A 22,931-nucleotide genomic window follows, 5' to 3' on the forward strand; every position below is an offset into this window, starting at 1 on the left:
ACACCCCTACACCCCTATCTTTCTTCCTTTCCTATGAGCCTTTGCCAAACGGTAAAGCCGAGCAGAACAATAATACTAGTGGTAGAGGCAATCATGACGGGTAGACTCATCCCCTGAATTCTCATGGCTAATAAGTTGCACAATAGGGTGATTAACCACAGGGTAAATGCAGCTCGACGTTGGGAAAATCCCCAAGCAAGTAAACGGTGATGTAAATGATCTTTTCCTGGGGTACTTAACGGGTTTTTGCCAGCTAATAACCGTCGGATAAATACTTGGGTGGTGTCTAGAACTGGCAACAACAAGAATAAAACTGAGGGGCCAAGGGCATAGATGGTATTACGTTGTAAGCTACCTAAAATACTGGTGGCTGCTAACACATAGCCAAAAAAGTATGCGCCAGCATCACCCATAATAATCCTTGATGGGTGGAAATTATGGCGTAAAAAGCCCAAGGCAGCACCCCCCAAGGCTGCTAAGACTAAGGTAGCCGCCGCCCGATTGGGAAATTGGGCAGAAACTGCTAATAAACTCATGGCAGTGATAAAACTAATCCCGCCGGCTAGTCCATCCATGCCATCCATCAGGTTAACGGCATTAGTAATACCAACAATCCACAGGACTGTGAGCAACATCGACAAAATCGAGTCTATCGGTGTACCCAGATGTACATCAACACTAATACCGTTAGCAAATAGTAATAATGCCGTGATAATTTGCGTCCACAAGCGTACAGAGGGGGGTAATCCGAACTGATCGTCTATAAAGCCGACCAAGACTAGAATTGAACCTCCCAGTAAAATAGTCAATACTTGAGCTAATACATTCTGAAGTTCAATGGGGCGCAGTAAGATAGCTAATACCAGTGCGGCAATTACTCCCGCATAAATAGCCAAACCTCCTGCATTTGGCAAAGGTTCTCGGTTGAGTCTTCTGGCGTTCGGTTGGTCAGCCCAACCCACCCGCAAAGCAAATTTACGTACTGTGGGGATTAAACGCCAAGTAACTAACCAAGCCAAGATAAATGTAAACACTACTGCTAACCAGCCGGTGCCGCTAGGGTTAGCAATGCCAATCAGCTTAAGGGAGTTCTCTAAATTCAGAACCATCTCCCGATTTAACCATTACTGCCAGTATCCTACATGAGCATCAAGTGTATATTACTCAATTTTTTTGATTTTCAGATGTGATTTAGAAGGTTTAGGTAGTTAGCACTCTGGGTCAGTGAGTGCTAAATTGTCTAATGGAAACGCTAGAGAAAGGGAACATGGCAAAAATTATTTCTTTTGATGAAGAGTCTCGCCGCGCTTTGGAACGGGGTGTCAATGCCCTGGCTGATGCTGTAAAAATCACTTTGGGGCCAAAAGGTCGCAACGTGCTTTTAGAAAAAAAATTTGGTATTCCCCAAATTGTCAATGACGGGATCACCGTTGCTAAGGAAATTGAATTAGAAGATCCTTTAGAAAATACTGGTGCTAGGCTGATTCAAGAGGTAGCATCTAAAACCAAGGATGTAGCGGGTGATGGGACAACCACAGCCACAGTTTTGGTACAAGCCTTGATTAAGGAAGGTTTGAAGAACGTTGCCGCCGGCAGCAATCCTGTAAGCTTAAAGCGCGGTATTGATAAAACTATTGAGGCGTTGGTAGCAGAAATTGCTAAAGTTGCCAAGCCAGTAGAAGGAAGTGCGATCGCGCAAGTAGCCACTGTCTCAGCTGGTAACGACGAAGAAGTCGGTAACATGATTGCCGAAGCAATGGAAAAAGTCACCAAAGATGGTGTCATTACCGTTGAAGAATCCAAATCTCTCACCACCGAACTCGAAGTAGTGGAAGGGATGCAAATTGATCGCGGCTACATTTCCCCCTACTTCGTCACCAACAACGACCGGATGACGGTAGAGTTTGAAAATGCCCGCATCCTGATTACCGATAAGAAAATCAACAGCATCCAAGATTTAGTACCTGTATTGGAAAAAGTTGCCCGTTTGGGTCAACCCCTGCTAATTATTGCTGAAGATGTAGAAGGAGATGCTTTAGCAACCTTAGTTGTGAACAAAGCACGGGGTGTGTTAGCCGTAGCCGCAATTAAAGCCCCTGGTTTTGGTGAACGCCGCAAAGCACTGTTGCAAGACATTGCTATCCTCACCGATGGGCAAATGATTTCTGAAGAAATCGGCCTCAGCTTAGATACCGCAACTTTGGAAATGTTGGGTACTGCCCGTAAACTCACCATTGATAAAGAAAATACCACCATTGTGGCTGGTAGTTCCGCTAAACCCGAAGTACAAAAACGCATCGGTCAAATTCGCAAGCAGTTGGAAGAAACTGATTCCGAATACGATAAAGAAAAACTGCAAGAACGCATTGCCAAACTCGCTGGTGGTGTGGCAGTGATTAAAGTCGGTGCAGCCACCGAAACCGAACTCAAAGACCGCAAGTTACGCATTGAAGACGCACTCAACGCGACAAAAGCGGCTGTAGAAGAAGGTATTGTTCCTGGTGGTGGTACAACCTTAATTCACTTGTCCAAAAAGGTAGACGAAATTAAGAACAGCCTAATTGAAGAAGAAAAAATCGGGGCTGACATCATCAAACGTGCCTTAGAAGCACCCTTGCGTCAAATTGCTGATAATGCTGGCGTAGAAGGTTCTGTCATCGTCTCCAAAGTCAAAGACAGCGAATTTAACATGGGTTACAACGCTGCTACTGATGAATTTGAAGACTTGATTGCAGCCGGAATTATTGACCCTGCTAAAGTCGTGCGTTCCGCATTGCAAAACGCTGCTTCTATTGCTGGTATGGTATTAACTACCGAAGCGATCGTTGTGGAGAAACCAGAGAAGAAAGCACCTCCCGCACCTGATGCCGGTATGGGCGGCATGGGCGGTATGGGTGGCATGGGCGGTATGGGCGGCATGGGTATGTTCTAATATCGCGCATGGGGCATGGGGAATAGGAAACTACCCCATGACGGCAGTTGCTACAACTTTGGAAACCAAAGCAACGCACTGCCTCCCCCATGTCCAATTCGCAATTTGCAAAGCTGCTGATGATGCGCCGGTGTTTAAGAACCGCAAGGGAGGGGAGATTTAGATAGAAGGCAAATAAAATCGACGGTAAGGTATGCAGTCTGAGATTAGCCCATGTGAGCGATCGCTGTTGTCGGGCGGGAAATAGATTTATGACGACATCGAAGTGAAAGCACCGACGGGAAGGTATTGAGTCACCAATGAGCCAAAAGTGCGATCACACCTATCTGCTTATATCAAAAAAGTTTAATATGATGTATGCAATTCCCAAATCTATTATTTACCCAAATCTTATTTAGTAAGTTTTTATATTTAACTCCGCGCTTATGGCAGAACTGCCTTCATCCAAAGCCAATTCATTCATTGTTGTCATGCACCCACTAGCGGCTATCGGCAGTGGGTTTTTTAATGCTCAACCACGGCGATCGCTCAAAAAACACTGTTAGTTTTTAGGTTTTGACCTGCCTTTGTGATGAAATGCAGAAAAATCGATAAATAACAATTCTCTTATCGTCTAGTCTTTATTTTTGAAAAAGGTGAAAGAATAAATTTTTCCCTAGCTGTATTCGGAGTGTGGCTATGCGAACTTATAAAGCATCACAAAAGCAATCTTCGGATTCTAATCCCTTGGTATCTCGTCCTTTTGTAGTGCAACCAAAACCAAAAGAGGATATGGATTCCCCAAAAACACAGGGATATGAAAGTCAAATGCCACATTTTACTATTTTCAACCCGGAAGGAGAGCGATCGCCTGTGCAACCAAAACTAGCGATCGGCGCACCAGGAGATAGATACGAGCAAGAAGCCGACCAGACAGCGAAACTAGTTGTACAGAAAATTAATGCACCTGCGACCATCCAATCAACTCAAGAGCAGTCAGTCAAAAATTGGGAAGAACAATCTGATTCAATACACATAGCGAAACAGATATCGGCAAGCGTGATGCCAAAATCTATCCAACGCTCTCTATTTGGCATAAGTGATCATCTTATTATCGAAAATCCCAGATTGGTGGAATTTTTTGCAAGGGGAAAGGTAAATCAAGGTGTCTTTGGATTGAGATCAGAAAATGACGATCCTGCCGAAGATTCAGGTGATGATGAGTACGATGATTCTGCCGAGGAATCCTACGATGATTCCGGTGATGATGAGTACGATGATTCTGAGGAATCCTACGATGATGGGTCTGATTATTATTGAGGGAAAATTAATAACAATTCACAAAAAATATCCCTCTTATGTCAGACTGGGAAAACTCAATTACTGAAAGCCTTTCGGAGCTTTACTTTTCAGTTTTTAGCTACAAATTTTAGTGAATGAAAAACTTCCCAGTCTTCTAAAGCGACGGGTTCTGTGGGGTCTTCATAACGGTATAGCTGTGTGTTGTGCAAAGGATAAAGATGTCTACTTGATTGAGGTAAATGTTGAGCTTGTTGCTGTGGAGTTTTAGTTTCCAGAATAATCACTTCCACAGCGTCCCCAGCATGAAAAGGTAAACCCTGTAGCGTCAGAGTTCCATCCTCAGTTAAAACGACTTCTATCTTGTGAGCATTCATATTTCAACGCAGTAAGCAGGGTTTTCAGTCTGAGTTACAGTTGTAATAATGTAATTACATAATTACATTATCTCTTTGACTCCGACTCAACTAAAGCAATCATATAGCCCAAAACATTAGGAGCAACTTCCTCAAGAACATCTGCTAAAAGCAGAAGAACCTGGGGAATTTGCCCCTAAATTTTACTTAAACTTACTTTACAAAAATTTACTTTTTACCAATTCTCCAAAATTCAGCTTTCGTAATTTTGAATTTTGAATTTTGAATTTTGAATTGATATTACTCAGCAGTTGCTAGTTCAGTGCTACCGCGTGTGCGTTTGCGGGTTAAGGTGTTGTACAACATCACACCAATGGCTTTGATTAAGTTACCTTCTAGTTCTTGGAACATCTTCATGTTCATACCAAAGGCGGCGTTAGCTTCATCAACAATGCGATCGCCTGTGGCATCATCTAAAGGTAGTTCATCTAAAGTTTGACGATATTTTGCTTTAAATGCTTTCTCATCGCTGATATCTGCAAATTCATAGAAAGCTGTACCTTGGCCATCATTCAAGTTCATGGCTGTTACAGCAATGTTTTTGAGAATTTGTCCACCAGATAAGTCACCCAAGTAACGGGTGTAAGAATGGGCAATTAATAATTCTGGTTCGGTAGCAGAAATTTCTCGAATGCGTTTGACATACGCTTCCCCGGCTGGAGATAACTTGACTTGTTCGCGCCAGTTAGCACCATAGTAGTAACTTAGGTCTTGTTCTAAGGTATGCTTACGGTTGAGTTGGGTAAAGTTAATTTTAGAAACAATCGGATGCTGGGAGTGCTTTTCCATCTCCTCTTCCATTGCTGAGTAGATGTAGTAGAAGTTAGCTACTAACTTCCGGTAAGAGCTTTTTTCTACTACTCCTTTTAAAAAGCATTTGACAAAACCTACGTTTTCTGCCATTGTGTGGGCTTTCTTTGTACCAACACGCAGTTTGTTTGCTAAATTGCTGCTCATACTAAAATTCTCAACTTTAAAGGTTCAACTGCCGGAGTTTTCATTAGGGGTGTAGGGGTTTAAGGGTTTAAGGGTTTAAGGGTTTAAAGTGTTGGGCGGGGATTGAAAAAGAACCAAACATCTTTGTCCCAAGGAGCAAGGCTTTTAACCCAAGGGTTAGGTTGGCTGCTCTTTCTTCCCCCTACACCCCTACACCCCTACACCCGCCCCAACGGGGCTTGGTAAATTACAAACGGCTAAAAAATACCACTAAAAAGTTACATTAGAACTATTTGATGAGAATTTATATTAAAAATTTTTAAGCAATTACAACCGATAGCTAGTAGCTAAATACTGTTGGCATGGCAAAGTCTGCTGAAACAGAGTAAAATAGGCACACTCAAAAACCCAGACTGGGTAAATCTGGGTTTGTCAAATTAGAGAATATTTAGACTGTAGTTAGTATTAGACATCACCACAATAGTTTGTAGCAATTAATCGATTATTTCTGTAAACCAAAACTTTGCCGTAACCACCATCTTGCACAGCAGCATACAGATAATTACCATTTCTAAATCTGTAAACTATATTGCCATCTCCGTCGCGTCTGGCTGTGCCACCATTGAGTAAAAGACTGGGACGTTGCAAAGTGGTGGGGATATTATATGCTGCGTAGCGTAGTGCGCCATTGTTAAGGCGAGAAACCTCAATGTATACATTTTTAGCACTACAACTAAATTGTGTCGTTGCAGCGTGTGCAGCAGGAGAAATTCCGAGTGTAGCAGTTAATATGGAAGCGGTTCCTGTAACTGTAGCTAAAATAGCTGAAAGGGCTTTTGTGTTCATAAGAAGTAATGTTTAAAAGCTTGTATGCTTCAGCTACAAAACTCAGTTACTGGTTTTCGGATTTTAGGAAGAAAAAAATTAAATTTATGTAGTTTGTAGTAACTGGAGTTTAGACTAGTTCCCGGTGCGACAACGAAAAATAAGGGGTGTGCTTGAACACAGTCCCCTATTAGCAGAAGCTGAGAGAAGAACCACCAACTCTCATCTGCCAATATGAACCGTGCCAAATTAGAGGAATTTCGTCAAGCAGCGTATAACTATCTAGGTAGAGCGCATGATGCAACATTTGAACTGATGGATGCAATATTGCTAACTCGGAACGCTTACAGTTTGGCAGATTTATCACTATCACCAGCATTTAGACGCAAGTGGTCAAGTATTTATGAAGCGTTACAAGATAGCAGGCCACAGCGACAAAAATTGATGCAGTTATACATCAAACAGATGCCACACCAGGGTCGTCCGTTGTTGGCTGGCGACCATACAGCTTGGCCAAGGCCAGATGCGGTAACGCTACAGGAAAGGACAATTGAACACAGCAGTGTCTCAATGGGAGGTGACAAACCAATCACCATTGGTCAGGGCTATAGCACCATTGCTTGGATACCGGAGAGTTCGGGCAGTTGGGCATTACCATTGAGACACGAGCGAATTACCAGTTGGGAAAGCCCAATCCAGAAAGCAGCATGGCAATTACAACAAGTTTGTGAAAATTTACCTACCAGACCAATTTCGGTTTGGGATAGTGAGTACGGGTGCGCTCCTTTCGTTTTGAAGACGAGTAATATTAAAGCAGACATTTTGGTACGTTTGCGTTCAAATCTTTGTTTATGGGGCGCACCACCACCATATTCTGGCAAGGGACGACCGAGAAAACATGGTGATAAATTTAAGTTGAATGATGCTTCGACATGGACTCAAGCCATTCAAACTATAGAAGTAAATCATCCAAAACTAGGACGTATCAAGGTGAGCTTGTGGTCAAATTTTCATTTTCGGAAAGCCGCTACACGTCCGATGTCCTTGATTCGGGTTGAGCGTCTTGATGAGCTTGGCAACTTGCGGGTGTCAAAACCTTTGTGGTTGGCTTGGCTGGGAGAACAAATGCCGCCTTTAGAAGAAGTTTGGCAACTCTACTTGCGGCGTTTTACTGTTGACCACTGGTATCGCTTTTTGAAGCAACGCTTACACTGGACTCTTCCCAAGCTACGTACCCCTAAGCAATGTGAGCGTTGGAGTGACTTAATGCCCATCATGACTTGGGAATTGTGGTTAGCCCGTGATATCGTTGCAGACAACCCTTTACCTTGGCAAAAGTTATTAGTTAGTTTGACTCCAGGTAGGGTTGCTCAGGCGATGGGAAGTATTTTAGCGACGATTGGTACTCCTGCCCGTCCGCCCAAACCTCGCGGAAAGTCCCCTGGCTGGAAGACTGGACAACCCCGACAACGTAGAATTCGCTATCCTGTTGTTAGAAAAACTACAACTAAGCCACGTAAGCAACAATCAGAATCTGCTTAAGATTGTCGATTTTTATGTCTGGAGTTTAGACTAAGCAGCAAAAAATGACCCAGGAAGGCTGAGTTGAAAATAAATAGGCATTAGACATAAAAATCGACAATCTTAAGCAGATTCTGATTGTTGCTTACGTGGCTTAGTTGTAGTTTTTCTAACAACAGGATAGCGAATTCTACGTTGTCGGGGTTGTCCAGTCTTCCAGCCAGGGGACTTTCCGCGAGGTTTGGGCGGACGGGCAGGAGTACCAATCGTCGCTAAAATACTTCCCATCGCCTGAGCAACCCTACCTGGAGTCAAACTAACTAATAACTTTTGCCAAGGTAAAGGGTTGTCTGCAACGATATCACGGGCTAACCACAATTCCCAAGTCATGATGGGCATTAAGTCACTCCAACGCTCACATTGCTTAGGGGTACGTAGCTTGGGAAGAGTCCAGTGTAAGCGTTGCTTCAAAAAGCGATACCAGTGGTCAACAGTAAAACGCCGCAAGTAGAGTTGCCAAACTTCTTCTAAAGGCGGCATTTGTTCTCCCAGCCAAGCCAACCACAAAGGTTTTGACACCCGCAAGTTGCCAAGCTCATCAAGACGCTCAACCCGAATCAAGGACATCGGACGTGTAGCGGCTTTCCGAAAATGAAAATTTGACCACAAGCTCACCTTGATACGTCCTAGTTTTGGATGATTTACTTCTATAGTTTGAATGGCTTGAGTCCATGTCGAAGCATCATTCAACTTAAATTTATCACCATGTTTTCTCGGTCGTCCCTTGCCAGAATATGGTGGTGGTGCGCCCCATAAACAAAGATTTGAACGCAAACGTACCAAAATGTCTGCTTTAATATTACTCGTCTTCAAAACGAAAGGAGCGCACCCGTACTCACTATCCCAAACCGAAATTGGTCTGGTAGGTAAATTTTCACAAACTTGTTGTAATTGCCATGCTGCTTTCTGGATTGGGCTTTCCCAACTGGTAATTCGCTCGTGTCTCAATGGTAATGCCCAACTGCCCGAACTCTCCGGTATCCAAGCAATGGTGCTATAGCCCTGACCAATGGTGATTGGTTTGTCACCTCCCATTGAGACACTGCTGTGTTCAATTGTCCTTTCCTGTAGCGTTACCGCATCTGGCCTTGGCCAAGCTGTATGGTCGCCAGCCAACAACGGACGACCCTGGTGTGGCATCTGTTTGATGTATAACTGCATCAATTTTTGTCGCTGTGGCCTGCTATCTTGTAACGCTTCATAAATACTTGACCACTTGCGTCTAAATGCTGGTGATAGTGATAAATCTGCCAAACTGTAAGCGTTCCGAGTTAGCAATATTGCATCCATCAGTTCAAATGTTGCATCATGCGCTCTACCTAGATAGTTATACGCTGCTTGACGAAATTCCTCTAATTTGGCACGGTTCATATTGGCAGATGAGAGTTGGTGGTTCTTCTCTCAGCTTCTGCTAATAGGGGACTGTGTTCAAGCACACCCCTTATTTTTCGTTGTCGCACCGGGAACTAGTCTAAACTCCAGTTATGTCTAATGCCTATTTATTTTCAACTCAGCCTTCCTGGGTCATTTTTTGCTGCTTAGTCTAAACTCCAGTAGTAAGGACTTTAGTCCTTTTTTGTTCCCTGCGGGACGCTGCGCGAACGCGGAGCGTCTCGTAGAGAGAACTGAAGTTCTTACTACGAACATTTATTCACTTTCTGCTTTTATGCAAATCACTTATTCGAGAGTTATACACCTGAGTCATGTCATTGATGAATATATCCCTCAATGGCCAGGTGATCCGCCAGTAAAGTTTACAACTATGGCGGAAATTCCTGATGACGGCTATTATTTGCGGGGTTTTGCATTAGGTGAACATAGTGCTACTCATATTAACGCCCCTAATAGTTTTTTCACTGATGGTGTCGGTATTGATAAATACCCTGCGGAATCATTGGTTGTGTCGGCGATAGTAATTGATATTAGCCAAGTTGCGGCTGATAATTCTGATTACACCTTAACTATTGCTGATATTTTGGCTTGGGAAGAAGCATATGGCGAAATTGCAAGCGGTAGTATAGTGTTACTTTACACCGGTTGGCAACATAAATGGGGAGATAAACAGGCGTTTTTTAATCAAGATGCTGGAGGGGTGATGCACTTTCCAGGGTTTAGTAGTTATGCTACAGAATTTTTACTCAACCAACGGCAAATTGCAGGCGTGGGAATTGATACGCATGGTGTAGATTCTGGACAGGATACTAGTTTTGCAACTAATCGTCTAGTGTTGGCAAAGTCTGGTATTGTTTTAGAAAATTTGACCAATTTAGACCAGTTACCACCCAAGGGTACTACATTAGCGATCGCAGTTCTTAGATTACGTGGTGGTTCAGGTTCTCCTTTGGGTGTGTTGGCTTTCGTACCGTAACTTATACCAATTTTGGATTTTGGATTTTGGATTTTGGATTAAAAGCCTAGATTCTTAGCCTATTCCAAAATTATAGAAACAATACTACCTATCCCAACTCGTTATTATGTGTCCAAACTACAGCTTAACTCGCTGTTCTGTTACAAGAGTTAGACTCACCCATTCGCCTTTATTGTTGTAACTGCGAATCATACGCTGGCGGAGGTTTGGTTTAATTAACCAACCTGCTTCTAAAATTAATCCTTGATTGAATTGTGGGTTGAGAGGAGAAGTTGCGGAAGCACCATTGGGGAGTAGCAAAACTTGTACTTGTTTTTGGGGATTTTGGTCAAAAATGATGGTGTTACCCTGAATAGTAGCAGTTGAAGTAATTGTGCGATCGCTAAAATTCAAAGTTTGAATTAATCGTCCGTTGTTGTCTAGTGTTAGTTTGAGATTGGTGGAGAAAGTATCAGCAGGATTTAAATTAGCATACATAGTTATCGCTTCACCTTGCCATTCTCCCAACAAGTCATTTACCTGCAAACGTGGAGGTTCGATTGGTTCAGTATCGGCTAAGTGTTCAGGAATGAGAGTGATTTGATAGAGTTGTCCACTTTTATTAAATAACTGAAGTAGCCGCAAACGACGATTTTCGTAGATTAATCCCATTTCTGCACCAAATTCAGTAAAAGGTGCAAGTTGAACTGTACCTTGGGAAAATGCGCCATTCGGAAAAAATAACGTAGTCCGAGGTAAGGAAGTATAGTCTAAAACTAAATCTGCTTGTCCTTCGCGGCGTACAACCTGACGAATGGTTTGATTATTGTTGAAACCTTCAAAGGAAACAACACTTTTCACCCCTTCTAAAAGTTCTCCTTGGGGTGAGAAGCGAATAAATGCACCTTCCCAAGTACCAAGATTTTTTAATAGAGATTCCCATTGAGATGTCATGGTTAGTCAATAGTCAATAGTCAATAGTCAATAGTCAGTAGGGGCGGGTTCTGTGGGATATTCATATTAGAAAACAGATATTTGGGTTAAACCCGCCCGTACATTAGTCAACAATTTGCTAAATTTTTTTAACTAAGCGTCTGACTGCAAATAAGCTGCCTATTAATCCTACACCTGCGCCGAAACTTAATAACATTAGGGGTAAAAATAAAATTTGCCCTGGTGTGAGTTGTAAACCATTGGTGATAAATTGAATGAATTCTGGTTGATTGGTGAGCATTCTAGAAATGAACTGCTGAATTACGGAAATCAAACTCCAGGCGATCGCACCTCCTAATAAACCAAAGGTGATTCCTTGTAAAATAAACGGGAGATAAATCCACGCCGATGTAGCACCCACTAGCTGCATAATTTCAATTTCTCGCCGACGCGCCAAAACAATTAGACGAATAGTGGTAGTGGTGACTGCGATCGCGGTTAATGTCAAAATACTGGTAATCGTGACAGTAATCCAATTTAAACCCCGATGTAACTGGGCGATGCGTTTGACGGCTTCATCTATATACTGTACCGTTTCTACCCCTGGTAATTTCGCCAGTTGTGTGGCTAAATTCGGCACAACTTGAGGATTACGTGCTTTGACTTTCATCTCATCAACCAAGGGATTTTCCCCTAACTGTTGTGTCGCATTATCAATATCAGAAATCCCCAATTCTCTAACTAACTTAGTCCAAGCTTGTTCCTTGGTGATAGTTTGTATATGTACTACATCTGGCATTTGCGCCACCGATGTTTCAAGAGTTTGGGCGCGTGTGTCAGTATCGAGATAAACTGACACCTCTAGTTGACTACCAAATTGATTGAGGAGTTTTTCAACTTGCCAAGAAGTCTGCAAACTCAAACCAAATAAAAATAATAATACGGTGACTGTACTAACAGCCGCCCAATTCATCCACCCACCACGCAACAAACCCAGAAAGGTTTCCTTGAGGAGATAGTCAAGTTTTGTTAGGAATTTGAACATAGTCATTAGTCATTAGTCATTAGGGAACAGGGAACAGGGAACAGATTAATATTCAATGCCCAATGCCCAATGCCCAATGCCCCATGCCCCAGTCTCTTGATAGAATTAAACTAATAGGAATTGTCATAATCTAGCCATCGAAAGTCATGCCCTCTGAAATTGCTGTTGAGAAAAAAAAGTTAAAAAATCCGCCTTTGAAACTCCACTATCTAGGCGATCGCGTTCTGCGTCAACCTGCCAAGCGGATAAATAAGGTAGACGATGAAATTCGTCAACTTATACGCGAAATGCTACAAACTATGTACAGCAATGATGGCATAGGTTTGGCTGCACCCCAAGTTGGAATTAATAAGCAGTTAATTGTAATCGATTGCGAACCGGATAACCCTGATAATCCGCCATTGGTGTTGATTAACCCCACCATTAAACAAGTCAGTCAGGAAGTTTGTATGGCGCAAGAAGGCTGTCTGAGTATTCCTGGCGTGTATATGGATGTTAAGCGTCCTGAAGTGGTGGAAGTGTCTTATAAAGACGAAAATGGCCGCCCCCAAACACTCAAAGCTACTGACTTACTCGGACGCTGTATACAGCATGAAATGGATCACCTCAATGGTGTAGTGTTTGTAGATCGTGTAGAAAACTCCTTGACTTTGGCACAAGAGTTATCTAAGAATGGCTTCTCGTATCAAGCAGTCAAACCAGTAGAGTAGGGTGGTCTAGTAGTGTATTTAACTCCAAAAAGTGGTTTTTTTCTAGCTAGCTCTTGTGTAACAGCGATCGCAGCTGTTGGTTCAGTGTTTGAATTAAGTTCAGGACAGCCAGATTTAGGTGTACAAATCACCGCCATCATCTTAGCTTTGAGTATTCCTCTAACTGGTTTATTTTTTGTTGCCGCAGTTAGGGATGCAAGGGCTAACATTAAATAAGCATCAGGTACATAAAAAGGGAAAAGGATGAAGTTCACTAGTAAGGTTCATTCTTTTCCCTTTTCTCATGGTTTAGAGGAGGCAGGAGGCAAGGGGGCAGGGGAGCAGGGAGCAGGGGAGACAACAACACTCAGAACTCCCCACTCAACACCGGCTAAACGCCGCGCTACCGTTAACAGCACTTTCAAGACAGGTCTAATTATCTTCTCATTCACCACCCCTACACCCCTATACCCTCACACCCTTACACCCCTACAATGAGAGAATGCTGACAACTTCTACTCAACTATTACGACTTTCTCAAGGACATCTCAATTTACTAGAGACTTGTCCCCGTAAATTCCAGCACACTTATTTAGAACAACTCAACTCGCCTTTAGATCCTGAACACGAAGCACGTCAGATTTTAGGTAGTCGTTTTCACCTGCTGATGCAGCAGCGAGAAATGGGTTTACCAATTGATCATCTCTTAGCCGCCGATACACAATTGCAAAGTTGGATGTCTGCTTTTGCTGACGCAGCACCAGAGATTATCCAAACCACAACAAATGCTGAAATCTTTCGGGAAAGCGAACATTACCGCACCTTGCAAGTGCAAGATTATTTACTAACTGTTATTTATGATTTACTCATTGGGGATAACCAACAAGCTCAAATCTTAGATTGGAAAACCTATCCCAAACCGCCAGATAAACGCAAGTTAGCCCAAAACTGGCAAACTCGGCTATATATGTATGTCTTAGCGGAAACTAGCACCTATTTACCAGAAAATATTTCTATGACCTATTGGTTTATCCAATCTGAAGGTAAACCACAAAATCTTAAATTTACTTACAGCACTAGCGAACACGAAAAAACTGCGAAGAAACTTCATCAGTTGTTAAATAAATTAACTAATTGGTTAGCACTTTATCAACAAAATCAGCCCTTTCCCCAAGTGACAGAAGGTAATAAAGCTTGTAACTATTGTCAGTTTGCCATGAGATGTGGGCGGGTTCCTACGACTGAAGACACGAACACGCAAGATACTTTACCAAATATCGCTAATATTCAAGAAGTAACTATTTAATTGGGGACTGGGGATTGGGGATTGGGGACTGGGAAACTACTTTATAGTCTTCGCACCCCTACACCCTCACACCCCTATACCCTTACACCCTTAATATTTATGACAAACTTTGATCAAAGCGACGCTATTTATGTACGCGAATTAGGGATTGATGATATTGCTCCCGTTTATCATTTGGGAGAACAATTATTTACTAGTGATTTATATCCCTATCTATACCGTACCTGGGATGAGTGGGAAGTTATTGGACTTTACAACACAGATCCAGAATATTGTTTAGTGGCGGAAACAGATGGAGAATTAGCAGGATTTATTCTAGGAACAATTATTACTAAAGCCTCCTGGACTTATGGTTATATTTTATGGTTGGGTGTCAATCCTAAATTTCAGCGTCAAGGAGTTGCAGATAAACTAGTTGATAAAGTTGTTGCTCGCATGATTGAGGATGGGGCAAGATTTATGTTAGTGGATACTGATCCTACTAATATACCCGCCGTGAAGTTTTTCAACCGCAAGGGTTTTGGCAATATCCGCCAGCATATTTTCTTATCGATGAATTTAAGCAAACATCCATATTATGGCAGACTAATTGACTATGAACATCAAAAAGCAGAAAGGGCAGGTTATAGACGTTCTCGTCCTGCTATTCGCGCCCGTAAACCTGATGGATTTGCCAATGAAGTAATTTTAAATCCTCTCGTCAATGAGCCTATAAATAATGAATAAATGTTTGTAGTTAGGACTTTAGTCCTCTCTTTGCTCAAAAGATAAAAATCTTGACTAAATTTCTAAATACTAAGTTTAAATAATATCCAATTTTGAATTAATTCAATGCAGTGGATTTTAGCAACAACTGAAGAACCACCAGCGTGGTTTATCCAATTAGTAAGACAGTACGCGCCTGCATCTTCAAGTGGATTATTTGCAGCCCAATTGTTATGGCAACGGGGAATTCAAGATAAATCACAATTAGCTGCTTTTCTTAACCATAAAACATATCAAGCTGCTAGCCCCTTTGAATTTGGGCAAGAAATGCACTTAGCAATGGCACGTTTGCAACAAGCACGCCAGGCAGGTGATAAAGTAGCGATTTGGGGCGATTTTGATGCTGATGGAATTACATCTACTTCTGTACTTTGGGATGGCTTAGGACAATTTTTTACTCAACATCAACAATTAACTTATTACATTCCCAATAGATTAAAAGAATCCCACGGTTTGAATGAAACTGGTATTAATAATTTAGCGGCACAAGATTGTAAATTAATTGTCACTTGTGACACTGGTAGCACTAATATTGATGAAATTATCTATGCTCAACATTTAGGTATAGATGTCATAGTTACAGATCATCATACTTTACCTGCTGAACGTCCACCAGTGACAGCAATTATTAATCCCCGTTATTTAGCCAAGGAACATCCACTGTATAATTTATCTGGGGTAGCGGTGGCTTATAAGTTAGTGGAAGCCCTTTATCAAACTTTACCTGATATTCCCCAAGACCCATTAGAGAATTTATTAGATTTAGTTGCGGTTGGTTTAATTGCTGATTTAGTCCAGTTAAGTGGTGATTGTCGATATTTAGCACAGTTGGGGATTCAAAGACTACAAACTGATTTGCAACAACCACCTGCATTGCGCCGTAGACCAGGAGTAGGACGATTATTAGAATTGTGCCAGAAAAGTGGCGATCGCCCCACAGATATTTCCTTTGGTTTAGGGCCACGCATTAATGCAGTTAGCCGCATCCAAGGTGATGCGAGTTTCTGTGTGGAATTACTCACTAGTCGCGATATAAAACGCTGTAGTGAACTTGCAGAGGTCACAGAATTAGCCAATACACGCCGCAAATCTCTGCAAAAAGACGTACAAACCCAAGTCAACCAAAAACTTACCCAATTAGACCTTTCAACGACTAGTGTCATTGTTCTCGAAGATCCCCAATGGCCAGCCGGTGTCTTAGGCTTAGTCGCCGGACAAGTCGCCCAAGAAACAGGCCGCCCGACAATTTTGTTGAGTACAGAAGGGAATGGAGAACTAGCACGAGGTTCAGCCCGTTCAATTAACTCCGTTGATTTATATCAGTTGGTGAAAGACCAAGCTTATTTATTGCATCGTTTTGGCGGACATCCCTATGCGGCTGGGTTGAGTTTACCAGTGGAAAATATTCCTTTATTTCGAGATGCGATTAATCAGCAATTACGGCAATCTTTAGGTGGAATTAATCTTACCCCTACAGTACAAGCAGATATAGTAGTAACAGTAGCCGATTTAGGTAAAGAATTATTTTTAGAACTCAAGTTATTAGAACCTTGTGGTATGGGAAACCCTGTGCCTAAATTATTTATTAAAAACTGTTGGTTTGAAAATACTTGGCATCGCAATCAACAAGATTCGCAAGGGAAAAAAGTACAGTATATTAAAACCGATTTTGATATTCGTGATGACTCTACTAGAAATCCTTTTCCTGGGATTTGGTGGGGACATTATAAAGAAGAATTACCCGTGGGTAAATGTGATTGTATTGCTGAATTAGACTATAACACTTTCAAAAAACGCTATGAAATTAGATTAATTGCTGTTCGTTCTAGCGAGAATTCAACACCACAAACCCAACATTCCGCAAATATTCTAGATTGGCGGAATCTCTCCGCGTCCCTCGTCCCTAATTCCCCATCTCTGATATTAGAAGAATGTCCGACTCATTGGGATGATTTGCGTGCTTGGTGGCGGCGATCGCTCTATAATCATCAACAATTAGCTTTAGCTTGGTCTAAACCCAATCATCAACCACCCAAGGAAATTTGGTTGACACTTGTGGGTATTGCTAAATACCTAAGCCGGACGAATCAATTAGTCACCCGTGTACAAATTTTAGAGAAATTGGGAATCAGCGATCGCGCTTTATTTTTAGGCATTAAGGCTTTAAAATATTGGGGATTTATTGTCACAAGACAAGACCGTCATTTGCAGTTTACTTGGAATTCTAGCAACGTTTTGGAGACAAAAGGTGATGTAGCTGTAGCAGAATTTCTCGCTGCTGTGAGTGAAGAACAATTTCAGCAGCAGTATTTTGCGGAAGTTCCTTTGTCTACTATTGTGGCGATGGTAAATCAGATTTGAAGACGCAATTTAGAACATGAAATTTCAACTGAAAGCATATACTGTCACTATTGAGGCAGGGGGGCAGGGTGCAGGGGGCAGGGGGAAAGGAAATTATGGCGATAAATTGGTTACTTTAGGCTTTGGAAGTCTTTTAATATTTCGGTATCTACTTTAAGACATAATTTTACTAAGATGATTTATGTCTTCAGATTTATGAATTATTACAGAACAATGCTTATAGTTAAGTTCGTAGGTGGTAATACACCTAATTAGTAAGTGAGGTTGACAATCATGTTGATGTATTTATCCATAAATAATTTTCGGGCGCATTCATCAGAAAGCTGCGATCGCTATTCAGAATAAGTTCATCATTGCAGCCACAATAATATAAATATTCCCAGTCGCGCCGTCTACTTTGGGAATTGATCAGCAATTATGTCAACGTGAATATTCCAGATAAATTTTTACTTGCCATCATCTCATCATCGTTCAAGGAAATTCCCAGATGAATCGCATATTCTGATGATATCTTGCACTCGCATCAGAATATATATAACTCGGAAATTCCTTGTGTTGTCAATAATTTATCTAGCATGATACTGGATAGGGTTAATCTGTCAATATAACTCTTATTTGATTTTTGCAATGCACATTTCCCAAGTATTGGTGAGTTCAGGCTTACGCCTAACACATCTTAAATCGACGTATATTTGTGCAGAAATCAAGTGTGAGAATTTATTTATCAGGAAAATATGACAATCAAACATAAATTATCTGTGTAATTTAGTTGGCTAAATTACCAATTACTTCATCCTAAAAAAAGGGGTAGAGGAGATTATATGAACTCGCTCAACGTAAGTGAGGATTTTGAGGGAGTTTGAGCGTTCTCCTCTGTGTTCTCTAGACGCTACCAACGCTAGATTTACAAGAAAAATAATTACCGCAGTAGGCAATATTTTCTTGTTCCCCTGCGATGATTATATCAATAATCATCCATAATGTTTGCTAATATTAGTAGCATTTTTCAGTTGATGCCTTAATTTACTCCGAAAGAAATAGGTATCAGTCAAAAGATATGCAAAATTGACTCCTAAAACTTTGTCGTGAACCACAAAACCTGCCACCATTATTCTGTTTTTTTACACATTGAGCAACAGCAGGTGCAATACTGTGAACACCTTACACCGCCAAGAAAATAATTTTTGGCATCAGTCTAATGAACAGATTCCTGAGCAACTGCCTATACTAGAAGCCAACGAATTTCTGCCCCACTTGGGTAAATGGACAAGTATCGGGGGAGGGATAATATTAACTATCTTTCTAGCAGGAATTGCTCTAACATCGATTTTGAAATATAACGTGACGGTGAAAGTCCCGGCTACAATTCGGCCTGTAGGAGACATTAAGGTTGTACAGTCATTAATCAGTGGCAAAATCGCCAAAATTACGGTGACAGAAAATCAGACAGTAGCAGCAGGAGAAGCCATTGCATATATTGATAATTCTCGTTTGCAAAATCAAAAAAGTCAGTTAATAAATACTATTGGACAAAGTCAATTACAATTCAATCAAATAGATGCTCAATTAAGAGAAATTGATACACAAATTGCGGCACAGAGGAACTTAAATCAACGCCTCACTATGGCTGCACAAGCTGAACTGAGTGGGACACAACGCAACTATACAGATCAGCAAGTTAAAGCTATGGCTGATATGGGACAAGCACAGGCAACTTTAACTTTGGCTAGAATACAACGCGATCGCCTGCAACGGGAAAACCTCCTCCAAGCCACCATTCAAGAAACACAAGCCGCTTTAGAATTAGCCAAAGTCCAACGCGATCGCCTGCAACGAGAAAACCTCCTCCAAGCCAACATCCAAGAGGCGGAAACGGCTTTAAAGCTAGCCAGAGAACAACGCGATCGCCTCCAGCGTGACAATCTTTTAAGCACAACAGTAGAAGAAACAGCCGCAGCCCTTGATTTAGCCAAAGCCCAACGCGATCGCCTACAACGGGAAAAACTTTTACAATCCACTATCCAAGAAGCTGAAGCTGCCTTAAATTTAGCCATAGTGCAGCGAGATAGAATGCAGCCGATAGTGACATCCGGTGCGATCGCGCGCAATGTCTATGAGGAAAAAGTCCAAGCCGTCAAATCTGCCGAGGCGAAACTCGCACAAGCCCAAGCTAACGCTAAAAACCTCCTCGAAGAAAAAGAACAAGCGGTGATTTCCGCCGAAGCCAAACTTGCACAAGCCCAAGCTAACGCTAAAAACCTCCTCGAAGAAAAAGAACAAGCGGTGATTTCCGCCGAGGCGAAACTTGCACAAGCTAAAGCCAACGCTAAAAATCTCCTTGAAGACAAAGCCCAAGCGGTAATTTCCGCCGAGGCGAAACTAGCACAAGCCAAAGCCAACGCTAAAAATCTCCTCGAAGAGAAAGAACAAGCCTTCACCACCGCCCAAGCTAATTTACTCAAAGCCAAAACAGCCATGAATCCCAGTCATGCACCCGTGATTGTCGCCTCGGAACGTATTCAACAAGAACAGGCTAAAGGTGAAGGGACATTAGCCGCTTTAAATAAAGAAAGAGAAACACTGCTGCAACAACGCCTAGAATTTCAGACACAACTAGATAAAACTCGTAAAGAACTCCAACAAATTGAAAACGACATCAATCAGAGTGTCATTCGCGCCCCAATTGCCGGAACAGTCTTGCAATTTAACTTACGTAATCCAGGACAAGTAGTGCAACCGAGTGAAGCGATCGCCCAAATTGCCCCTCTCAATGCTCCCATTTTGATTAAAGCTTATGTCCCAGCACAAGAAATCAATAAAGTCAAGCCAGGTCAACAAGTCCAAATGCGAGTTTCCGCCTGTCCCTATCCAGACTACGGCACTCTCAGAGGCACAGTCAAAACCATCGCCGCCGATGCCCTCCCCATTGCCAATAATACCCCATCACCCACCCCGCCCAAAGCTGGATACGAAGTGATTATCGAACCTCAAAACCCCTACGTCGGCAGAACTGACAGGCCATGTCAACTCAAATCAGGCATGGAAGGCCAAGCTGATATCATCTCCCGCCAAGAAACCGTTCTGCGCTTCATTCTCCGCAAAGCGAGATTAATTGCAGATATGTAGGGATGGGGAATGGGGAATGGGGCATTGGGCATTGAATATTAATCTGTTCCCTAATGACTAATGACTAATGACTAATGACTATTGACTTTCTCCACGTTGAATTAATTATGCTTGGTTTCAAAAAAACTTACCCCTGTGTTTTACAGTTTAGTGAAGAAGACTGTGGCGCAGCTTGTCTGGTGACGATTTGTAGGCGTTATGGACGCTTTTTGAGTTTAAATAAAAGTCGAGAAGCGGTAGGAACGGGACAATTAGGAACAACTTTATTAGGCTTGAAACGTGGTTGCGACAATCTCGGTTTTAATAGTAGAGCCGTGAAAGCTTCGCCTGCAATTATCGACAGAATCAAAGAATTGCGTTTGCCAGCAATTATCCATTGGCAAGGCTACCACTGGGTAGTTTTACACGACAAGCGGGGACGAAAATACGTCATTGCTGATCCTGCTGTGGGTTTGCGTTACGTTAGTCGCGAAGAGTTAACAGCCGCTTGGAATGGGGTGATGCTGTTGCTTGAGCCAGATCCCAATCGTTTTGCTCAACAACCCCAAGAACAACCCCAAGCCGGTTTTATCCGCTTTCTTCAGCGTATGCAGCCCTATCGGGGGCTATTGTTCCAGGTGTTTCTCCTCAATATTGTCATGGGTGTTTTGGGTTTAGGTACTCCGGTACTGATTCAATTACTCACGGATGATGTGTTAGTGCGCGGAGATACAGAGTTACTCACTGTTATAGTTATCGCTGTTATAGCGATGACTTTATTTAGTAGCACGCTGGAATTATTGGAATCAACGATGATTGCTCATTTTGGGCAACGGTTGCAATTAGGTTTAGTGTTTGAGTTTGGACGCAGAATTTTACAATTACCTTTAACTTATTACGAATCACGGCGCAGTGGAGAAATCACCAGCCGACTCAGAGATATTAATGAAATTAACCAGTTGATATCACATATTGTGGTGATGTTGCCAAGCCAATTTTTTATTGCTGTGATTTCTTTGGGATTGATAATTTTTTATAGCTGGCAGTTGGCGATCGCCGTCATTTTGATCGGTGGTTTCATGAGTTTATCTAGCTTGCCACTTTTACCAGTTTTGCAACAAAAAACACGTAATCTCTTAGTTTTAGGTGCAGAAAATCAAGGTGTATTAGTCGAAACCTTTAAAGGCGCGCAGGTGCTAAAAACTACTAATGCCGCGCCACAATTTTGGGATGAATTACAAAGTCGTTTTGGTCGTTTAGCAAATCTCACTTTCAGCACAATTCAAATTAGCATTATTAACAATACTCTTTCTAAGTTTCTTTCGACAATTGGCGGTGTAGTTTTACTGGCTTGCGGTAGTATTCTAGTAATTCAGGGACAATTAAGTATTGGGCAAATGCTCGCTATTAATGCCCTTCAGTTTAATGTGTTGGCATTAATTAGTACATTAGTGAGTTTAGTTGATGAATATTTCCGTTCCCAAACTGCTGTTTCGCGTTTATTAGAAGTCATTGATGCCACTCCAGAAGTCGATGAAAAAATCCACAAGCCAGTTGCACAAATAGCAGGGGATACAGATATTAGGTTTTCTCATGTGAATTTCCACCATCCTGGAAGAGTGGATTTATTAGAAGATTTTTCGCTGAAACTTCCTGGCGGAAAAGTGATTGCTTTGATTGGTAAGTCAGGCTGTGGTAAAAGTTCTCTAGCCAAACTCCTAGCGGGTTTATATCAACCCAATTCTGGAAATATCCGCATTGGTTTTTATAATATTCACGATTTATCCCTTGATTGCTTGCGACAACAGGTAGTTTATGTACCCCAAGAAGCACATTTTTGGAGTCGCTCAATTTTAGAAAACTTTCGTTTAGGAACGCCACACATTGCTTTTGAAGAAATTGTCACAGCCTGTCATGTTGCTGATGCAGATAGTTTTATTAGTCAACTACCGAATAAGTATCAAACTGTGCTGGGAGAATTTGGCGCAAATCTTTCTGGTGGACAGAAACAAAGATTAGCGATCGCTAGAGGAATTCTTACCAATCCACCTATATTAATTTTAGACGAATCTACTGCTGGATTAGACCCAGTAAGTGAAAGTAATGTTTTAGATCGTCTTTTAGAATATCGTCAAGGTAAAACTACAATTTTAATTACCCATCGTCCGAGTGTAGTGCAGCGTGCTGACTGGATTGTCTTATTAGATCAAGGTAAGGTACAGCTACAAGGTACTCTCGAAAGTTTACTAGCTCAACCAGGAGAACATTTAAAATTTTTGTCCGGTTAAATTAATAGCCAAAGTTTTAGTTTCCTATAGGAATCGAATTTGATTTTTGCAAAAATCTAAGCATATGTAGTATATGTAGGGTGTGTTAGGCGTAAGCCGTAACGCACCAAAGACATTGGTTATA

At 41.8% G+C, this 22,931-nt stretch carries 18 protein-coding genes; 11 read left to right on the forward strand and 7 right to left on the reverse strand.

Going from position 1 to position 22,931, the window contains the following annotated elements:
• Positions 1-14: 14 nt before the first annotated feature.
• Positions 15-1,103, reverse strand: a complete 1,089-nt coding sequence (locus CLI64_RS05690; protein WP_103140608.1) for an MraY family glycosyltransferase — start codon at positions 1,101-1,103, stop codon at positions 15-17.
• A gap of 164 nt (positions 1,104-1,267) precedes the next feature.
• Here CLI64_RS05690 and groL point away from each other — a divergent pair, with 164 nt between their 5' ends.
• Both groL and CLI64_RS05700 read left to right on the forward strand, forming a co-directional pair.
• On the forward strand, positions 1,268-2,932 hold the full coding sequence (gene groL / locus CLI64_RS05695; protein ID WP_103136310.1) for a chaperonin GroEL: 1,665 nt from the start codon (positions 1,268-1,270) through the stop codon (positions 2,930-2,932).
• A gap of 678 nt (positions 2,933-3,610) precedes the next feature.
• On the forward strand, positions 3,611-4,231 hold the full coding sequence (locus CLI64_RS05700) for a hypothetical protein (protein WP_103136311.1): 621 nt from the start codon (positions 3,611-3,613) through the stop codon (positions 4,229-4,231).
• Between the two features lie 89 nt (positions 4,232-4,320).
• Here the strand turns inward: CLI64_RS05700 and CLI64_RS05705 are convergent, their stop codons facing one another.
• The 3 genes from CLI64_RS05705 to CLI64_RS05715 all read right to left on the reverse strand — a co-directional run bounded on the left by CLI64_RS05705 (position 4,321) and on the right by CLI64_RS05715 (position 6,408).
• Entirely contained in the window at positions 4,321-4,587 is a 267-nt protein-coding gene (locus CLI64_RS05705) for a hypothetical protein (RefSeq protein WP_103136312.1), read from the reverse strand.
• Between the two features lie 279 nt (positions 4,588-4,866).
• Positions 4,867-5,583 carry a heme oxygenase (biliverdin-producing) gene (locus CLI64_RS05710; RefSeq protein WP_103136313.1) on the reverse strand — a complete coding sequence of 239 codons (717 nt, stop codon included), beginning with the start codon at positions 5,581-5,583 and terminating at the stop codon, positions 4,867-4,869.
• 444 nt (positions 5,584-6,027) lie between these two features.
• Positions 6,028-6,408, reverse strand: coding sequence for a hypothetical protein (locus tag CLI64_RS05715; protein ID WP_103136314.1), 381 nt, complete (start codon positions 6,406-6,408; stop codon positions 6,028-6,030).
• 213 nt (positions 6,409-6,621) lie between these two features.
• Here CLI64_RS05715 and CLI64_RS05720 point away from each other — a divergent pair, with 213 nt between their 5' ends.
• Entirely contained in the window at positions 6,622-7,929 is a 1,308-nt protein-coding gene (locus CLI64_RS05720; protein WP_103135335.1) for an NF041680 family putative transposase, read from the forward strand.
• 102 nt (positions 7,930-8,031) lie between these two features.
• Here CLI64_RS05720 and CLI64_RS05725 read toward each other — a convergent pair whose 3' ends face one another.
• Positions 8,032-9,339, reverse strand: a complete 1,308-nt coding sequence (locus CLI64_RS05725) for an NF041680 family putative transposase (protein ID WP_103135335.1) — start codon at positions 9,337-9,339, stop codon at positions 8,032-8,034.
• Between the two features lie 295 nt (positions 9,340-9,634).
• On the opposite strand from CLI64_RS05725, the gene CLI64_RS05730 reads away from it, so the two are divergent.
• Positions 9,635-10,336, forward strand: a complete 702-nt coding sequence (locus tag CLI64_RS05730) for a cyclase family protein (protein ID WP_103136315.1) — start codon at positions 9,635-9,637, stop codon at positions 10,334-10,336.
• Between the two features lie 117 nt (positions 10,337-10,453).
• Here the strand turns inward: CLI64_RS05730 and CLI64_RS05735 are convergent, their stop codons facing one another.
• Positions 10,454-11,269: a DUF3598 family protein gene (locus CLI64_RS05735; protein WP_103136316.1), complete on the reverse strand. Its 816-nt coding sequence runs from the start codon at positions 11,267-11,269 to the stop codon at positions 10,454-10,456.
• A gap of 118 nt (positions 11,270-11,387) precedes the next feature.
• Positions 11,388-12,293, reverse strand: a complete 906-nt coding sequence (locus tag CLI64_RS05740) for an ABC transporter permease (protein WP_103136317.1) — start codon at positions 12,291-12,293, stop codon at positions 11,388-11,390.
• Positions 12,294-12,439: 146 nt separating this feature from the next.
• Between CLI64_RS05740 and def the strand changes: the two genes are divergently transcribed.
• The 7 genes from def to CLI64_RS05780 all read left to right on the forward strand — a co-directional run bounded on the left by def (position 12,440) and on the right by CLI64_RS05780 (position 22,807).
• A complete protein-coding gene (gene def / locus CLI64_RS05745; protein WP_103136318.1) occupies positions 12,440-13,003 on the forward strand; it encodes a peptide deformylase in 564 nt (187 codons plus the stop codon).
• Between the two features lie 12 nt (positions 13,004-13,015).
• A complete protein-coding gene (locus tag CLI64_RS05750; RefSeq protein WP_103136319.1) occupies positions 13,016-13,219 on the forward strand; it encodes a hypothetical protein in 204 nt (67 codons plus the stop codon).
• 265 nt (positions 13,220-13,484) lie between these two features.
• Entirely contained in the window at positions 13,485-14,288 is an 804-nt protein-coding gene (locus CLI64_RS05760) for a PD-(D/E)XK nuclease family protein (protein WP_103136321.1), read from the forward strand.
• A 99-nt stretch (positions 14,289-14,387) separates the two neighbouring features.
• Positions 14,388-15,014 (forward strand): GNAT family N-acetyltransferase, encoded by a 627-nt coding sequence (locus CLI64_RS05765; protein ID WP_103136322.1) that lies wholly within the window; start codon positions 14,388-14,390, stop codon positions 15,012-15,014.
• Positions 15,015-15,119: 105 nt separating this feature from the next.
• Positions 15,120-17,414, forward strand: a complete 2,295-nt coding sequence (gene recJ, locus CLI64_RS05770) for a single-stranded-DNA-specific exonuclease RecJ (RefSeq protein ID WP_103136323.1) — start codon at positions 15,120-15,122, stop codon at positions 17,412-17,414.
• Between the two features lie 1,152 nt (positions 17,415-18,566).
• Positions 18,567-20,540, forward strand: coding sequence for an HlyD family efflux transporter periplasmic adaptor subunit (locus CLI64_RS05775; RefSeq protein ID WP_103136324.1), 1,974 nt, complete (start codon positions 18,567-18,569; stop codon positions 20,538-20,540).
• 74 nt (positions 20,541-20,614) lie between these two features.
• The gene (locus tag CLI64_RS05780; protein WP_374703957.1) at positions 20,615-22,807 is read left to right on the forward strand and encodes a peptidase domain-containing ABC transporter; all 2,193 of its coding nucleotides are present in this window, start codon (positions 20,615-20,617) and stop codon (positions 22,805-22,807) included.
• Positions 22,808-22,931: the final 124 nt, after the last annotated feature.

This window comes from Nostoc sp. CENA543 (assembly GCF_002896875.1).
In the GTDB taxonomy this organism is placed as follows: Bacteria; Cyanobacteriota; Cyanobacteriia; order Cyanobacteriales; family Nostocaceae; genus Trichormus.

Coding starts and splice junctions, on each gene's coding strand:
- CLI64_RS05765 (WP_103136322.1), top strand. CDS start 14,388: ATGACAAACTTTGATCAAAGCGACGCTATTTATGTACGCGAATTAGGG.
- CLI64_RS05700 (WP_103136311.1), top strand. CDS start 3,611: ATGCGAACTTATAAAGCATCACAAAAGCAATCTTCGGATTCTAATCCC.
- CLI64_RS05705 (WP_103136312.1), bottom strand. CDS start 4,587: ATGAATGCTCACAAGATAGAAGTCGTTTTAACTGAGGATGGAACTCTG.
- CLI64_RS05730 (WP_103136315.1), top strand. CDS start 9,635: ATGCAAATCACTTATTCGAGAGTTATACACCTGAGTCATGTCATTGAT.
- CLI64_RS05780 (WP_374703957.1), top strand. CDS start 20,615: ATGACTATTGACTTTCTCCACGTTGAATTAATTATGCTTGGTTTCAAA.
- CLI64_RS05720 (WP_103135335.1), top strand. CDS start 6,622: ATGAACCGTGCCAAATTAGAGGAATTTCGTCAAGCAGCGTATAACTAT.
- def (WP_103136318.1), top strand. CDS start 12,440: ATGCCCTCTGAAATTGCTGTTGAGAAAAAAAAGTTAAAAAATCCGCCT.
- groL (WP_103136310.1), top strand. CDS start 1,268: ATGGCAAAAATTATTTCTTTTGATGAAGAGTCTCGCCGCGCTTTGGAA.
- CLI64_RS05735 (WP_103136316.1), bottom strand. CDS start 11,269: ATGACATCTCAATGGGAATCTCTATTAAAAAATCTTGGTACTTGGGAA.
- CLI64_RS05725 (WP_103135335.1), bottom strand. CDS start 9,339: ATGAACCGTGCCAAATTAGAGGAATTTCGTCAAGCAGCGTATAACTAT.
- CLI64_RS05710 (WP_103136313.1), bottom strand. CDS start 5,583: ATGAGCAGCAATTTAGCAAACAAACTGCGTGTTGGTACAAAGAAAGCC.
- CLI64_RS05740 (WP_103136317.1), bottom strand. CDS start 12,293: ATGTTCAAATTCCTAACAAAACTTGACTATCTCCTCAAGGAAACCTTT.
- recJ (WP_103136323.1), top strand. CDS start 15,120: ATGCAGTGGATTTTAGCAACAACTGAAGAACCACCAGCGTGGTTTATC.
- CLI64_RS05760 (WP_103136321.1), top strand. CDS start 13,485: ATGCTGACAACTTCTACTCAACTATTACGACTTTCTCAAGGACATCTC.
- CLI64_RS05715 (WP_103136314.1), bottom strand. CDS start 6,408: ATGAACACAAAAGCCCTTTCAGCTATTTTAGCTACAGTTACAGGAACC.